Origin of the sequence: Agromyces litoreus, assembly GCF_040496015.1 — a bacterium.
Taxonomy (GTDB): domain Bacteria; phylum Actinomycetota; class Actinomycetes; order Actinomycetales; family Microbacteriaceae; genus Agromyces; species Agromyces litoreus.
The window spans coordinates 83,853-97,633 of record NZ_JBEPKA010000009.1; the positions used below are offsets into that span (position 1 = coordinate 83,853).

The 13,781-nt window shown below is 72.6% G+C and carries 13 protein-coding genes and 2 tRNA genes; 10 read left to right on the forward strand and 5 right to left on the reverse strand.

The window, feature by feature from the left end; genetic code table 11:
* The first annotated feature begins 1 nt into the window (after window position 1).
* The 7 genes from ABME01_RS08745 (at window position 2) to ABME01_RS08775 (ending at window position 5,904) form a co-directional block, all read left to right on the forward strand.
* Window positions 2-1,072: an ABC transporter permease gene (locus ABME01_RS08745; protein WP_353828007.1), complete on the forward strand. Its 1,071-nt coding sequence runs from the start codon at window positions 2-4 to the stop codon at window positions 1,070-1,072.
* The gene (locus ABME01_RS08750) at window positions 1,069-2,757 is read left to right on the forward strand and encodes an ABC transporter ATP-binding protein (protein ID WP_353828008.1); all 1,689 of its coding nucleotides are present in this window, start codon (window positions 1,069-1,071) and stop codon (window positions 2,755-2,757) included. The genes ABME01_RS08745 and ABME01_RS08750 overlap by 4 nt, the downstream gene beginning before the upstream one ends.
* Window positions 2,754-3,620, forward strand: a complete 867-nt coding sequence (locus ABME01_RS08755) for an ATP-binding cassette domain-containing protein (RefSeq protein ID WP_353828009.1) — start codon at window positions 2,754-2,756, stop codon at window positions 3,618-3,620. Before ABME01_RS08750 ends, ABME01_RS08755 begins: the two co-directional genes overlap by 4 nt.
* Window positions 3,617-4,627 carry an NAD(P)-dependent oxidoreductase gene (locus ABME01_RS08760; RefSeq protein ID WP_353828010.1) on the forward strand — a complete coding sequence of 337 codons (1,011 nt, stop codon included), beginning with the start codon at window positions 3,617-3,619 and terminating at the stop codon, window positions 4,625-4,627. The genes ABME01_RS08755 and ABME01_RS08760 overlap by 4 nt, the downstream gene beginning before the upstream one ends.
* A 69-nt stretch (window positions 4,628-4,696) precedes the next feature.
* Window positions 4,697-4,772 (forward strand) — tRNA-Asn (locus ABME01_RS08765).
* A 122-nt stretch (window positions 4,773-4,894) separates the two neighbouring features.
* Window positions 4,895-5,602, forward strand: a complete 708-nt coding sequence (locus ABME01_RS08770) for an AzlC family ABC transporter permease (RefSeq protein WP_353828011.1) — start codon at window positions 4,895-4,897, stop codon at window positions 5,600-5,602.
* Window positions 5,599-5,904, forward strand: a complete 306-nt coding sequence (locus tag ABME01_RS08775) for an AzlD domain-containing protein (RefSeq protein ID WP_353828012.1) — start codon at window positions 5,599-5,601, stop codon at window positions 5,902-5,904. The genes ABME01_RS08770 and ABME01_RS08775 overlap by 4 nt, the downstream gene beginning before the upstream one ends.
* Before the next feature lie 19 nt (window positions 5,905-5,923).
* Here ABME01_RS08775 and def read toward each other — a convergent pair whose 3' ends face one another.
* The gene (gene def, locus ABME01_RS08780; RefSeq protein ID WP_353828013.1) at window positions 5,924-6,490 is read right to left on the reverse strand and encodes a peptide deformylase; all 567 of its coding nucleotides are present in this window, start codon (window positions 6,488-6,490) and stop codon (window positions 5,924-5,926) included.
* A 40-nt stretch (window positions 6,491-6,530) separates the two neighbouring features.
* Between def and ABME01_RS08785 the strand changes: the two genes are divergently transcribed.
* The 3 genes from ABME01_RS08785 (at window position 6,531) to ABME01_RS08795 (ending at window position 8,964) form a co-directional block, all read left to right on the forward strand.
* The gene (locus tag ABME01_RS08785) at window positions 6,531-7,448 is read left to right on the forward strand and encodes a DMT family transporter (RefSeq protein ID WP_353828014.1); all 918 of its coding nucleotides are present in this window, start codon (window positions 6,531-6,533) and stop codon (window positions 7,446-7,448) included.
* Window positions 7,449-7,638: 190 nt separating this feature from the next.
* Window positions 7,639-8,880 carry a glycosyltransferase gene (locus ABME01_RS08790; RefSeq protein ID WP_353828015.1) on the forward strand — a complete coding sequence of 414 codons (1,242 nt, stop codon included), beginning with the start codon at window positions 7,639-7,641 and terminating at the stop codon, window positions 8,878-8,880.
* A 10-nt stretch (window positions 8,881-8,890) separates the two neighbouring features.
* Window positions 8,891-8,964, forward strand: a tRNA-Ile gene (locus tag ABME01_RS08795).
* A gap of 46 nt (window positions 8,965-9,010) precedes the next feature.
* Here ABME01_RS08795 and dinB read toward each other — a convergent pair.
* The 4 genes from dinB to ABME01_RS08815 all read right to left on the reverse strand — a co-directional run bounded on the left by dinB (window position 9,011) and on the right by ABME01_RS08815 (window position 13,712).
* Window positions 9,011-10,207, reverse strand: coding sequence for a DNA polymerase IV (gene dinB / locus ABME01_RS08800; protein ID WP_353828016.1), 1,197 nt, complete (start codon window positions 10,205-10,207; stop codon window positions 9,011-9,013).
* Window positions 10,208-10,298: 91 nt separating this feature from the next.
* Window positions 10,299-10,790: a hypothetical protein gene (locus ABME01_RS08805; protein WP_353828017.1), complete on the reverse strand. Its 492-nt coding sequence runs from the start codon at window positions 10,788-10,790 to the stop codon at window positions 10,299-10,301.
* Window positions 10,791-10,856: 66 nt separating this feature from the next.
* Window positions 10,857-12,302 (reverse strand): MFS transporter, encoded by a 1,446-nt coding sequence (locus tag ABME01_RS08810; protein ID WP_353828018.1) that lies wholly within the window; start codon window positions 12,300-12,302, stop codon window positions 10,857-10,859.
* A 69-nt stretch (window positions 12,303-12,371) separates the two neighbouring features.
* On the reverse strand, window positions 12,372-13,712 hold the full coding sequence (locus ABME01_RS08815) for a M20/M25/M40 family metallo-hydrolase (protein WP_353828019.1): 1,341 nt from the start codon (window positions 13,710-13,712) through the stop codon (window positions 12,372-12,374).
* Window positions 13,713-13,781: the final 69 nt, after the last annotated feature.

Genomic DNA, 13,781 nt, shown 5'->3' on the forward strand with positions numbered 1-13,781 from the left:
CATGACCGCCACCGCTTCCGCCCCCGCAGGCCACCGCTGGCGCGACCGCATCCCCGTCGTCCACCAGCTCCGGCAGAGCGTCGGACTCCAGCGCGGCATGCTGGTCACCGGCCTCGTGATCACGGGCGTCTTCATCCTCACCGCGCTGCTCGCGCCCGTGCTGGCCCCGTACGGCTTCAACCAGCTGCGCGGTCCCGATGGACCGTTCGGCGCCCAGCAGCCGCCCTCCGCCGAGCACCTGCTCGGCACCACCGTGGGCGGCTACGACGTGCTCTCGCGGGTGATCTGGGGCACGCAGACCGCGCTGCTGGTCATCATCGTCGCTGTGGCCCTCTCGATCTTCGCGGGCGTCTTCCTGGGGCTCGTCTCCGGCTACCTCGGCGGGTGGCTCGATCGGGTGCTCGTCGTCGTGAGCGACGCGATCTACGCCTTCCCCTCGCTGCTGCTGGCGATCGTGATGTCGATCGTGATCTCCGGCGGACAGTCCAGCCTCTGGGGCGGCATCTTCGCGGCGGCGATCTCGATCACCGTGGTCTACATCCCGCAGTACTTCCGCGTCATCCGCGCCGAGACGGTGCGGATGAAAGCCGAGGCGTTCGTGGAGTCGGCCAAGGTGCTCGGGGCCTCGAACCCGCGGATCATCTTCCGGCACATCCTGCGCAACGCCACGCGCACGCTGCCGCTGATCTTCACGCTCAACTCGTCCGAGGCGATCCTGACGCTCGCAGGCCTCGGCTTCCTCGGCTTCGGCATCGAGCCGACCGCGGCGGCCGAGTGGGGCTACGACCTGAACAAGGCGCTCTCCGACGTGACGAGCGGCATCTGGTGGACGGCCCTGTTCCCGGGCCTCGCGATCGTGATCACGGTGCTCGGCATCACGCTGGTGGGCGAGAGCCTGAACGACCTCGCCGACCCGCGCCTGCGCGGACGCCGCCGCGTCGCGCAGGCGGCGGGCGAGGTCGCCGAGACCTCGGTCGTGCCCGGCGGCACGCTGGTCGCCGGCCCGGGCGGGCTGGACGGCCTCGAGGACGGCGAGACGTTCGACGAGCACGGAATCGAGGTCAAGCGATGAGCACGGTGGTCGACATCAAGGGACTCGGCGTCTCGTTCTCGACGGATGCCGGCGCGGTGAAGGCCGTGGACGACGTGAGCCTGTCGGTCGAGCGCGGCGAGGTGCTCGCCATCGTCGGCGAGTCCGGCTCGGGCAAGACCGTCACCGCGAAGACGATCCTCGGACTCCTGCCGGAGACGGCCACGACCAGCGGCGCGGTGGTGCTCTCGAACCGTGCCGGAACGGACGAGCAGGACGTCATGTCGCTGAGCGGCGCCGACCTCCGCGCGATCCGCGGCACCGACGTGGCCATGGTCTTCCAGGAGCCGTCGACCGCGCTGAACCCGGTCTACACGGTCGGCTGGCAGATCATGGAGGGCCTCCGGGCCCATGGCAAGGTCACGAAGGCCGAGGCGCGCACGCGCGCGATCGAGATCCTCGGCCGGGTCGGCATCCCCGATCCGGAGGCTCGGGTCGACCACTACCCGCACCAGTTCTCCGGCGGCCAGAAGCAGCGCATCGTCATCGCGATGGCGCTCGTGCTCGAGCCCGGGCTGATCGTCGCCGACGAGCCGACGACCGCGCTCGACGTCACCGTGCAGGCCGAGATCCTCGACCTGCTGCGACGGGTCCGGGACGAGTTCGGCACCGCGATCGTGCTCATCACGCACAACATGGGCGTGGTCGCCGACCTTGCCGACCGGGTCGCGGTGATGTACCAGGGCAAGGTCGTCGAGGAGGCCGACGCGCGCACGCTCTTCGCCGAGCCGCAGGCCGACTACACCAAGGCGCTGCTCGCCGCCGTGCCCTACGTCGGGCACGGCGCCGCGCGCGCCGAGGAGCGTGCCGCGGCCCGTCCCGCCGACTGGCTCGAGCACGAGCCCGTCGTCGAGGCGCGCGGCCTCGAGATCGAGTACCCGGGGCGGCTCGGCCGCGCGGGGTTCCGGGCGGTCGACGGCGTGGACCTCGTGATCAGGCCGGGGGAGGTGCTCGGCCTCGTGGGCGAGTCCGGCTCGGGCAAGACCACGATCGGCCGGGCGATCGCCGGCCTCACGAAGGTCACGGGCGGCTCGCTGCGCGTGCTCGGCCACGAGATGCTCGGCATCCGGGAACGGCGCTTCCGACCGTCGCGCAGCCGGATCGGCTTCGTGTTCCAGGACCCCGCGTCGAGCTTCAACCCGCTGCTGACGATCGCGGAGTGCGTGGCCGAACCGCTCGTCATCCACGATCGCGCGGTGGACGCGCGCGATGCGCGACCGCGCGTGAACGAGCTGCTCGAGGCCGTGCAGCTGCCCGCCGCCTACGGCGACCGATACCCGCACGAGCTCTCCGGCGGCCAGCGTCAGCGCGCCAGCCTCGCCCGGGCGATCGCGCTCGAGCCCGAGCTGCTCATCGCCGACGAGCCGACGTCGGCGCTCGACGTGTCGGTGCAGGCGCGCGTGCTCGAGCTGTTCGCGGAGCTGCAGCGCGAGTTCGGCTTCGCATCGCTCTTCATCAGCCACGATCTCGCCGTGGTCGACCTGCTGGCCGACCGCATCGCGGTGCTCTACCGCGGGCGGCTCGTCGAGGAGGGCACGGGCGCCGAGGTGCTCGGCGCTCCGCAGGACCCGTACACCCAGCGACTGCTCGCCTCCCTCCCGGTGCCGGACCCGGTCGCGCAGGCGGAGCGGCGCGAGCAGCTGCGTCGCCTCCGGGAGGCGTCGTGAGCCGCAGCGCCGCCCACGGCTATCCGGTGGTCGTGAGCGACCTCTCGGTCGAGTACCCGGCGCGCGGACCGAGTGCGGCGCACGTGGCGCTGCGCGGGGTCGACTTCCGGCTCGCCCCCGGCGAGGTGCTCGGCGTCATCGGCTCGGCCGGGAGCGGTGCGAGCACACTCGCCCGCGTGCTCTCCGGGGTCGCGTTCGAGCCGTCGCCGGCCGGCGGCGAGGTGCGTCCGGTCGTGACCGGGGGCGACGCGAGCGTGCTCGGCCGGCCGCTGCGTCGCATCTCGCGCCGGCACCTCAACGAGTTGCGCTTCCACGTCGGGTACCTCGCGCAGGATGCCGCGGAGCGGCTGCCCGCCGACCGCAGCGTCGCCGAGATCGTCGGCGCGCCCGTGCTCGAGCGCGACCCGCGGTACAACCGCCAGGCGCTCGCGACGCGCGTGGCCACGATGCTCGACTCCGTGCGGCTGCCGCTCGGCCTCCTCGAGAAGTTCCCCTACGAGTTGAGCGGTGGCCAGCGGCAGCGCGTGGCCCTGGCCCGGGCGCTCGTCCTCGGCCCGACGGTGCTGATCGCCGACCAGCCGACCGCGGCGATCGACCTCACGGTGCGCGACGCGATCGCGCACCTGCTGACCGAGCTCCGCGACGGCCACACGTTCTCGGCCATCGTGATCTCGCACGACCTGCCGGTGCTGCGGCGCATCGCCGATCGGCTCGCCGTCCTCGACAAGGGCCGCCTCGTCGCGCTCGGCACGTTCGACGAGGTGTTCCGCGATCCCTCGCATCCCTACGTGAAGGCGCTCGCCGGCGCGGTCGACGACGGCCATGCCGTGACCGAGGACATCGCGCCGGACCGTCGCTCGTGACCGGGGCGGAACGCGCCACGGCACGTCACCGCCCCGTGACCGGCGCGGCGACGGGCGCCCGGACCGATGCGCCGCCGGTCGAACCGGGTCCGATCGCCATCCTCCCGGACTCCGACCCGGCGTTCGTCGACGCCGTTCGCACGGCGGGCGGAACGGTCGGTCCGCTCGGTCCGGCGACGCGCGGGCTCGTCTGGACGAGTGCCGACGGCGAGGCCGAGCTCGAGGACGTCCTGGCAGCGCACCCGCGCCTCGGCTGGGTGCAGCTGCCGTGGGCCGGCGTGGATGCGTTCGCCGGTCTGCTCGCCCGGCACCGCGGCGACGGGCGGGTCTGGACGAGCGGCAAGGGCGCCTACGCGCAGCCCGTCGCCGAGCACGCCCTCGCGCTCGCGCTCGCGGCGCTGCGCGAGTTCCCGCGTCGGGCCCGCGCCGACCGCTGGGTGGCCGACGAGCGCGGACGGAGCCTGTACGGGAGCCGTGTCGTGATCCTGGGCGCCGGGGGCATCGCCGTCGAACTGCTCCGCCTGCTCGCGCCGTTCGAGGTGGAGGCGACGGTCGTGCGCCGCGCGAACGCGCCGGTGCCCGGGGCCGCGCGCACGCTGACGACGGATCGCCTCATCGACGCCCTGCAGGGCGCCGACGTGCTGTTCGTCGTCGCTGCGCTGACGGACGAGACGCGTGGGATCATCGACGCGGATGCCCTCGACGCGCTCGGCGAGGGCGCGGTCCTCGTCAACGTCGCGCGCGGCGGCCTGGTCGACACGGATGCGCTCGGCGCGGCGCTCGAGGCAGGGCGCCTCGGCGGCGCCGGACTCGACGTGACCGACCCGGAGCCGCTCCCGCCGCGGCATCCGCTGTGGTCGGCGCCGAACTGCCTGGTGACGCCCCACGTCGCCGACACGGACGAGATGACGGCTCCGCTCTTCGCGCGACGCATCGCCGAGAACACCGCGGCCTTCCTCGGTGCGGCGCCCTTCGAGGGGCGCATCGACCCGGCCGCGGGGTACTGAGAAGCGAGGTCCCCTCGATTGGGTGTCCGGCGCTCGTTTTGCTAGAGTATCTCTGCGCCCAGCGCGCGATCCTCCATAGCTCAATTGGCAGAGCAATCGGCTGTTAACCGATAGGTTCTTGGTTCGAGTCCAAGTGGGGGAGCCACGAAGAGGCCCGGTCGTCGACCGGGCCTTCGTCGTTCCCGGCGCGGAGGTCCCGGGCGGGCGGCGCACCGTTCCCTCGGCAGCGATTTGCGGATCCGCGGGCGCACCCGGTCAACTGGGGGAGTGAGCCCGCCCGACGTCGACGCCGCGGTGCGAGGCGCCCGGCGCGACGGGATCGCGGTCGGCCTCGCCACCGCTGCCTACGGCATCTCGTTCGGCGCCCTCGCCGTCGCGTCCGGCCTGGACGTCTGGCAGACGTGCTTCCTCAGCCTCGTGATGTTCACGGGGGGATCACAGTTCGCGCTCGTCGGCGTGCTCGGGGCCGGCGGCGTCGCGGCGGGCGGATCGGCGATCGCCGCGGCCGCCCTGCTCGGGGTCCGCAACGTCGTCTACGGGATGCGCATGCGACCGGTGGTCGGCGACCACGGCGTCCTGCGCCGGGCGGCCGCCGCGTGGCTCACGATCGACGAGTCGACGGCCGTCGCGCTCGCCCAGACGAACGAGCGCGCGGCGCGGATCGGCTTCTGGGTCACGGGCATCGCGATCATTGTCGGCTGGAACGCGACCACGCTCGCCGGTGCACTCATCGGCGACGCCCTCGGCGACACCCGCGCCTACGGCCTGGACGCGGCGGCGGCGGCCGCGTTCCTCGGCCTGCTCTGGCCGCGGTTGAAGCGCGTGCAGGCGGGCGCCACGGCGGTGGTCGCCGCCGTCGTGGCGAGCGCCCTGACGCCCGCGCTCACGCCCGGCGTGCCGGTCCTCGTGGCCGCGGCGGTCGCGGTCGTGGTGGGCTGGTTCGACCTCTTCCGGCGGCGGGAGGTCGCGCGGTGACGGCCTGGCACGTGATCCTGCTCGCGACCGCGGCGACGCTCGCGCTGAAGCTCGCCGGCCACCTGGTGCCCGCCGGGTTCCTCGAACGCGAGCGCCCCGCCCGCATCGCCGACCTCCTGACCGTCGCGCTGCTCGCCGCACTCATCGCGGTGCAGACCCTCGCCGACGGCTCGTCGCTCGTGATCGACGCGCGCGTGCCGGCGCTCGTGGTCGCGGCCGCGCTCTACGCGGTGCGGACGCCGTTCATCGTGGTCGTCGGGGTGGCCGCCGCGGTCGCCGCCGGCATCCGCCTCGCCACCTGATCGGCGCGCACGCCGTCGCTCAACCCTCCAGGTCGTCCACGCCCGGCGTCCAGCTCGACCCCGGTGTGCCCCAGCCGCGCTTGCGCGTGATCTTCTGCACGATGCGCTGGTCGTGGTCGTCGAGGCGGTCCATGTAGAGCACGCCGTCGAGGTGGTCGAACTCGTGCTGGAAGATGCGGGCGAGCCATCCGTCGGCCACGATCTCGTAGCGTTCGCCGTCGAGGTCGGTCGCGCGCAGGATGGCCCGTTCCGCCCGACGCAGCGCGAAGCGCTCGCCCGGGAACGAGAGGCATCCCTCGGACTCCTCCTCGTCATCGGGCATGCCGGGGTCGGGCGGCGAGATCCACAGCTCCGGATTGATCGCGACCCCGCGCCAGTCCCGATCCTCCTCATCGGTCCACCCGTAGGTGAACAGGCGCAGGGGGACGCCGACCTGCGGGGCGGCGAGCCCGACGCCCGGAGCGGCATCCATGGTCTCGAAGAGGTCCCGCACGAGGGTTCGGATCTCGTCGTCGATGGTCTCGACCGGCGACGCCGGCGCATGGAGCACGGGGTCGCCCGTGATTCGGATCGGGAGCACGGCCATTCGCCAAGGATATCGACGGGCGGACGGGTAGGGTCGAGGAGTGGATCCGGACCTCAGCGAGCTCACCGAGCTGATTCCACTCGATCCGACGCAGTTCATCGGCATCCCGCTCGCGCTCGTCGGAGCGGTCTTCCTGTCCCTCGGCGCCCAGTTCCAGCATCGCGGCGTGGTCAAGGTCGAGGCGAACACCGCCGACACGCTCGGGAAGGGCCTGAACGGCCGCCAGCTCGCGTTGCTGCTCGCGCGGCCGTCGTGGGTGCTCGGCACGCTCATGCTGGGGCTCGCGATCGCGTTCCAGCTCTCGAGCCTCTACTTCGCCCCGCTCATCGTGGTGCAGCCGCTCGGGGCGCTCGCCCTCGTGATCACGTCGGTCCTCAACTCGCGGCTGAACCACGTGAGCCTGAACCGCAAGTCGATCACGGCGATCGTCATGTGCGTGGGCGGCGTCTTCGTGTTCGTCGGCGTCGCGGCGTTCACCGCGGTCGACAAGCCCGTGCAGGCGCGGCAGCTCATCACGATCCTGATCATCCTTGCGGTCGTGCTCGCCGCGGCGGGCGTCACGTTCGCGCTCTTCCGGCGACGGATCCGGGCCGTCTTCTACGTGCTCATGGCCGGCGTGCTGTACGGCTTCGTGGCCACGCTCGCGAAGGTCGTGCTCTCCCGGGTCGACCAGGGCGAGTTCGACTGGCTCACCGTGCTGTGCGTGATCGCGCTGCTGTCCGCGACGGCGCTCGGCGCGTACTTCGTGCAGAACGCCTACGCGAGCGGCCCGCCCGACCTCGTGATCGCGGGCCTCACGGTGGTCGACCCCATGGTCGCCGTGCTGATCGGCATCGTCGTGCTCGACGAGGCGTCGCAGGCGCCGCCGTGGGCGATCGGCACCTTCGTCGTGACCGGCGCGGTGGCGATCTGGGGCGTCTTCCTGCTCGCGAGGAACCACCCGCAGACCCGCCTGTGAGCGGCCGTCGGAAGCGGTTCGGAGGCGCATCCTCGTGCTCATCCGCACGGTCCACGGCACGTGGAATCGCTGCTGCGGGAGACGTTCTCGTAGACTATGGTCGGTTCAATCCAGCCCGCGCGGCCCGTTCGCACCCCGCCGTCGCGCCGAGGCCCACCCCGTGTCCACGAACTGCGAGGTACAGCACCACGTGTCCGACTCATCGAGCGCGCCCGCCGAAACGGGCCCGGAACGCCCGCTCCGGATCCTGATCGGCGCCGACACCTTCGCGCCCGACGTCAACGGCGCCGCCCGCTTCGCCGAGCGCCTCGCGGCGGGCATGGTGGAGCGCGGCCACGACGTGCACGTGATGGCGCCGGCCGCGAGCCGGAAGCACGGCACGTGGAAGGAGGTGCACGAGGGCCAGGAGCTCACTGCGCACCGCCTCCTCAGCTGGCGGTGGTACCCGCACGACTGGCTGCGGTTCGCACTGCCGTGGCGGATCAAGCAGAACAGCGCTCGCGTACTCGACCAGGTCAGGCCCGACGTCGTGCACTTCCAGTCGCACATCGTCGTCGGCCGCGGGCTCTCGATCGAGGCCGCGAAGCGCGGCATCCGCATCGTCGGCACCAACCACTTCATGCCCGAGAACATGCTCGAGTTCTCACTCATCCCGAAGGCCTGGCAGGACTGGGCCGTCGGCCTCGCCTGGAAGGCGGCGCGACGCACGTTCGGGCGGGCGGAGTCGGTCACCACCCCGACTCGTCGGGCAGCGGACTTCCTCGAGAAGTACACGGGCCTGCGCGGCGTGCACGCGATCTCGTGCGGCATCGACGCCCACAAGTACTCGCCGAACTGGGAACCGCGCACCGAGAACCGCATCGTCTTCGTCGGACGCGTCACCGGCGAGAAGCACATCGACGTGCTCCTGAAGGCCGTGGCGCTCCTGCCCGACGAACTCGACGTCAAGGTCGACATCGTCGGCGGCGGCGACCAGAAGCGCAACCTCGAGCACCTCGCCGTCGACCTGGGCATCGCCGACCGCGTCACGTTCACCGGCTACGTCACCGACGAGGAACTGCGCGAGGCCTACCATCGCGCCTCGGTGCTCGCGATGCCCTCGATCGCCGAGTTGCAGAGCATCGTCACGATGGAGGCCATGGCCTCGGCGCTGCCGGTCGTCGCCGCGAACGCGATGGCGCTGCCGCACCTCGTGCACGACGGGGAGAACGGCTACCTGTTCGAGCCGGGCAGCGCCCAGGACCTCGCGGCGAAGCTGCGGCAGGTGCTCGAAGCGTCGACCGAGGACTACAACGCCATGAAGTCGCAGTCGCTCAAGCTGATCAAGGCGCACGACATCACGCGCACGCTCGACACGTTCGAGAGTCTGTATCGTGGTGAGCGCGTGACCGATCCGGTCACCGAGTCGATCCCGGTCATCGTCCCGGACTGAGGTCGCTCGCGGGGCGGTAGCTCAGCTGGTCAGAGCAGTGGACTCATAATCCATCGGTCACGGGTTCAAGTCCCGTCCGCCCTACCGCGACAGGACATCGTTCCGCCCGCGGCGCACCGCTGAGCGGGCGTCACTCGTGCTCGGGCAGCATCGGCGGCGACCAGCCGGGATCGCGTCCGAGCAGGGCGGCCCGGCCGACGGACCCCGAACCGAAGCGGTCGCGGACCGCGTCGAGCACGGTGTCGAGTCGCCCGTCGTCGTCCCAGTCGATCGGCAGCTCCGGGTGGAGGCGGTCGGCGCGCGTGAGCTGCGACAGCGAGACGCCGATCAGGGTGATGCCGCGCTCGGCGATCTCCGCTTCCGCCCCGCGGAGCAGCTCTCGAGCGACCGCCAGGATCACGGCGGTGCGGTCGGTCGCCGGGCGGATGGAGTGCGATCGCGTGGCCCTCGTGAAGTCGCCGAACCGGAGCCGGAGGACGATCGTGCGGCACGCCCGCTGCTTCTCCCTGAGACGGCCGGCGAGCCGATCGACGATCTGGGTCAGGATCACGTGCAGCTCGTCGGCCGAACGCGGACGACCCCCGAGCGCCCGCTGCGAGCCGATGGATGAGCGCCGGCGCGTGGTGTCGACCGGGCGAGGGTCCCGCAGGCGGGCGAGCGCATGCAGGTGCGCCCCCGCAGCCCTGCCCAGCAGCTGCTCGGCGGACGCGGCCTCGAGCTCCGCCAGTTGCCCGACGGTGCGGATGCCGAGCCGATGCAGCTTCTCGGCCGTGACGGCGCCGACGCCCCACAGCCGCTCCACGGGCAGCGGGAGGAGGAAGTCCGCCTCGCGGTCGGGCTCCACGAGCAGCAGTCCGTCGGGCTTCCCGACGGCGCTGGCGACCTTGGCGAGGAACTTCGTCCGCGCGATCCCGACCGAGATGGCCAGGCCCACCTCCGCGCGCACCCGTGCACGCAGTCGCACCGCGATCTGCTCGGGCGTGCCGGCGATGCGTCGGAGGCCGCCCACCTCGAGGAACGCCTCGTCGATGGAGAGGCCCTCGACGAACGGCGTCGTGTCGCGGAAGATCTCGAACACCGCGCGACTGGCCGCGGAGTACGCCTCCATCCGCGGCGGGACGACGACGGCGTCGGGGCAGAGGTCGCGCGCCTGCCGTCCGCCCATCGCGGTGCGCACGCCGCGAGCCTTCGCCTCGTAGCTCGCCGCGAGCACGACGCCCCCGCCGACGATGACGGGTCGACCGCGCAACTCGGGGGCGTCGCGCTGCTCCACCGAGGCGTAGAACGCGTCGAGATCGGCGTGCAGCACGGTCGCCTCGCCCCGCATCCCGCCCTCCCGCCGATCGTCCCTCGTCCGGATCGTCCCACGCACCGCGGACACGCGCCGGGCGACGCGAGCTCCCGGGCGCCTCCCGGGCTCAGTCGCCGTCGCGCCGGGTCGCGACGTCCGGCCCGCGGACGAGGGTGCCGACGAACGCGACCACGGCGACGAGGATGCCGATCGCAGAGCCCACGATCGCGAGGACGAGCAACGAACGCACCACGACGACCCACGGGAACGTCGTGTCGCCGAAGTCGAAGGGGAAGACCTGCCAGATCCGGATCGTGGCCGCGAGGCCGACCCCGGTCGTCACCGCGTCGCCCAGCGCCTTCACCCACCTCCGATCGAGGATCAGGTCGATCGCGTTGACCACGACGCCGATCGCCAGCGACGCGTTGATCCAGGGCAGCACCTCGGCGGCCGCATCGGTGAGGAACGGGACGACCCGCCATCCGGGCCAGACGTTGACCAGGACGAGCAGGAGCAGGCCGACGAGGACGGCGACCGCGTAGCCGAGCCGTCTCGCGGCAGGACCGGATGCTCGCCGTCGAGGCATCCGGCGTTCGATCTCGGACGGGTCCGCGGTCACGCTGCCAGCCTCGTCCGCCGCCGGCCCGGACGGCCGGGTCGAACGGCCCGCGGTCGATCGCGCGTGCTAGCGCACCGCCGCGGCCTCCGCCTCCGGCGCGTCCGAGAACGCCAGCCGCGGGACGAAGGCGAGCAGCACCGCCGCGACCGCGGCCGTGGCGCCGCACACGACCCAGACCGTGACGTACCCGGCGAACGTGCCAGCGGTCCCCGTCGCGGCCTCGCCCGCGGCGCCGAGGAGCGCGATGCCGAAGACGCACGAGGCGATCGCCCCGCCGACGGTCTTGACCGAGTTCGTGAGGCCCGTCGCCACCCCGGTCTGCTGGGGCGGTGCGGCGGCGGCCGCGGCCGCGGGCAGCGCTGCGACGAGGGCGCCCGACCCGATGCCGGCGATGACCATGTTGGCCAGCACCTGCGGGTACGCGTCGTGGAACGGCAGGAAGAGGAAGTAGCCGATGGCGACCATCGAGCTCGCGCCGATCAGCGCGACCCGCGGCGTCACCCACCGGGTCGCGAGCGGGAAGAGCATCGCGCCGACGACCAGCGAGAGCACGTAGGCCCCGATCAGCAGCGAGGTCTGGAAGCTCGTCGCGCCCAGTCCGTAGCCGACCGCCGCGGCATCGGTCCTCGCGAACGTCGACAGCGGCGCCTGCGCGCCGAGCACGCTCACGCCGAAGAGCCCCGCGGTGAGGAACACCGGCCAGAGCGCGGGCGACCGGAACATCCGCACGTCGATGAGCGGGTCCGGATGCCGCAGCTCGTGCCGGACGAAGGGCACGAGCAGCAGCAGGCCGAGCGCCACGAGCGCCCACGGCAGCACGTCGGCGACGCCGTTCAGGCGCAGGAAGCTGAGGCCGCCGGTGAGCGCGAGCAGTGCGAGCGAGATGAGCACGATCCCCGTCGTGTCGAGGCTGCCGCCCGCGAGCTCCGGCGACTCGTCGACGCCGAAGAGGATCACGAAGAAGCAGGCCGTCACGGCGACCGCGGGGACGAGCAGCAGCACCTGGATCGGGAGCACCTCGGCGAGCGCGCCCGCCGACAGGGCGCCGACGATCGCACCGATCTCGAGCGCCGCCACGAGCAGGCCCGCGGCCTTGCGGGTCATCGCGGCCGGCCGATCGGCGGAGCGGCTGCGCGACCACACGAGGGCGATCTCGAGCGGCAGCCAGACGACGTAGAAGCCCTGCAGGGCCCAGGCGACGAGGAAGACCCAGAACACGTCGGTGAAGGCGAGCGCCGTCGACGCGGCGGCGGTGATCGCGGTCGACCAGACCAGCATCCGCTTGTGGCCCACCATGTCGCCGAGCTTCGCGAACACCGGCACGACGAGCGCCGACAGCATGAGCTGCGAGCCCTCGAGCCAGTTCACGTCGGCGTCGTGCACGCCGAGGTGTCGCGCGATGTCGGTGAGCAGCGGCGTGTAGTACCCCTGGATGATCCCGCTCGTGAACTCCACGAACGCGAGGAAGCCGACGACGGCGGCGACGGGACCGAGTCTGACTGCGCGCGACATCGCGCTCCTTCGGGGATCGGGTCGGCCGGGGTGAGCCGAGGGTGCATTCACCCTAATCGGTGGACGGTCTCATTCCGGCAACGACCGGAGGAGTGCGCGATGGAACCGTTCGCCGCGTTCGAGACTGTCGATGCTCACCCGCTCGTCGACGCCGTGGATCGACGCGCGCTGTGCCGCGGACATGGCCAGCGGCGCGAACCGGTACACGGCGGGCGCGTAGCGGTGGAAGTGACGCGAGTCGGTCGCGGCCATCATCAGGTACGGCGCCGTGATCGCCTCGGGATACGACGCGGCGACCGCGTCGGCGATCGCGGCGAACTGCGGACCGTCGGTCGGCGACTCGGGGGAGGGGGCGTACCCCTCGAGCACGTCGATCCGCACCTCGGGGTCGCGGATGGCGCGCCGGAGCCGCCGGACGACGGAGTCGATGTCCTCGCCGATGGCGACCCGCAGGTTGAGCGTCGCCGACGCCCGGGCGGGGAGCACGTTGGCGGCGCTGCCGCCGTCGAGCATGGTCGGCGCGACCGTGGTGTGCACGAGCGCGGCGGGTTCTCCGCCGAGCCCGGCGAACACGCGGGCGGTCAGCCAGGGGAAGGCGGTGAGCACGCGCAGCAGCAGTCGAGCCCCACCGCGCGCGTGCGGGGCGAAGTCGGCGAGCATGGCGCGCATCGAGCGCGGCATCCGCTTCGGGAACGGGTTCGGCGACAGCCGCGACACGGCGCGCGCCACGCGCCCGGCCGCCGTGAGGCGAGGCGGCGCCGATGCGTGCCCGCCCTCGCCACGGGCCGAGAGCCGAACGGTCATCACGCCCTTCTCGCCGACGCCGACCATCGCCGCGGGCACCTTCAGGAACGGCAGCGGCGCATCGACGACCGCACCACCCTCGTCGAGCACGAGCCACGGGAGGATGCCGCGGTCCTCCAGCACCCGCGCGGCGGCGATCGCCGCATCGCCGTACGACTCCTCGTTGCCGCCGAACGAGAGGTAGACGTCGCGAGCGGGGACGAACCCCTCGGCGAGCAGGTTCTCGACCGCCTCGAGCAGCACGAGGAGCGGGCCCTTGTCGTCGAGCGTGCCGCGGCCCCACACCGAGCCGTCGTGGATGCGGCCCTCGAAGGGCGGGAAGGTCCAGCCGTCGCCGTCGTGCGCGGGCACGACGTCGAAGTGCGCCATGAGCACCACCGGGTCCCCGTCACCGGTGCCGCGCCAGTGGTACAGCAGTCCGAGGTCGGTGACCCGCTCGAGCGCCAGTTCGGCGTGGACGAGCGGGTACAGCTCGGCGAGGAGGTCGCGGAAGCGGTCGAAGTCGGCCGGGCCGCGCTGCTCGAGCTCGGCGGAGACCGTCTCCAGCCGGACCATCCGCGCGAGCCGTTCGGGCGCGCCCGGCCGGGGCGACGGGGAGTGGGACATGCGTCCCACTCTAGACATCCGGACGCCGCCCGGGCCCGCGAACACCCCCGGGCGGGGCACGGCGCGGCG